Below are 1,484 nucleotides of genomic sequence, written 5' to 3'. Positions count from 1 at the left end.
ATAGTTATTTTTGTGCTTATCTTCTTATTGGGTAATTGGCGAGGTGGTTTAATCGTTGCTTCAACAATACCATTATCCTTATTATTCGCTTTTATTTTAATGAACGTGTTCGATGTTTGGGTAAACTTAATGAGTTTGGGAGCAATAGATTTCGGTATTATAGTTGATGGCGCTGTAATTATTGTAGAAAGTACAGTATTTCTCATTGCATCACAAGTACTAAAAAAGAAACAGCTTACATCCAAAGAGCGAGATAAAGTGGCGTCTAATGCTTCAAAAAAGATGATGAACGCTGCGTTTTTCGGTCAGTTGATTATCCTTATCGTTTTTCTACCCATTTTAGCCTTACAAGGTATTGAAGGAAAGATGTTTAAACCAATGGCATTGACCTTTATTTTTGCTATGATTGGTGCAATGGTACTGTGTTTAACCTATGTGCCAATGATGTCTGCTTTAGTGTTAAGAGCACCAAAAAATGATAAAAAATCTTATGGAGATAGATTTGTACATTGGGTTGAAGACAAATATCAACCTATATTGGTTAGAGCCTTGCGAAAAGGTAAATGGGTAATTGGTATTGCAGTTGTGTTGTTTGGGATAACCGTTTTTATGTTTTCAAGAATGGGTGGTGAATTTATCCCGCAACTCGATGAAGGTGATATTGCATTTCACGCTATTTTAAAACCAGGTAGTTCCCTTACTGAAACCATTGAAACTACCACTAAAATAGAGCAAATAGTAAAAGCAAAATTTCCAGAAGTAGAAAAAATTGTTAGTCGTATTGGTGTTGCCGAAGTGCCTACAGACCCAATGCCGATGGATTTTGCGGATATTTTTGTAATCCTAAAACCTAAAAGCGAATGGACAACAGTGTCTTCAAAAGATGAACTCATTGAAGAAATAAAAGAGGCAGTCGAAATTATTCCTGGCGTTAATTATGAGTTTACCCAACCTATTGAAATGCGTTTTAACGAGTTGCTTGAAGGTATTAGAGAAGATATTGCTGTTAAACTTTATGGCGAAGATATAAACATCCTCGCTCAAAAAGCAGAGGAAATATCAAAAATTATTGCAGGTACTGAAGGTATAGGTGATATGCGAGCAGAAGCTACGAAAGGATTGCCACAAATGACCATTACTTACAATAGAAATAAATTGGCACAATACGGACTTCAAATAAACACGTTAAATCAAATTGTGCAATCAGCTTTTGCAGGAGGAGTAGCAGGTACTATATTTGAAGGAGAAAAGCGATTTGATTTGGTGGTTAGGTTAAGTTCTCATAATCGTAAAGACATAACAGATGTGCAAAATTTGTTTATCAACTTACCTTCTGGTGCACAGATTCCACTTCGCGAAGTAGCTGATGTAAGTTACAAAGCAGGACCAATGCAAATAAGTAGAGACAATACCAACAGAAGAACCTATGTAGGTATCAATGTCAGAGGTCGAGATGTAAAATCGTTGGTAACTGAAATAAAATC

At 35.7% G+C, this 1,484-nt stretch carries 1 protein-coding gene; it reads left to right on the top strand.

Annotated features, from left to right (window positions below; all coding sequences use genetic code 11):
- On the top strand, window positions 1-1,484 hold a 1,484-nt coding region (locus tag FUA24_RS07455), incomplete at both ends, for an efflux RND transporter permease subunit (protein ID WP_246146978.1).

The sequence above is a fragment of the Seonamhaeicola marinus genome (assembly GCF_008085455.1).
Note: the sequence above shows the minus strand (reverse complement) of the source record. Positions and strands in the feature narration are given on the sequence as shown.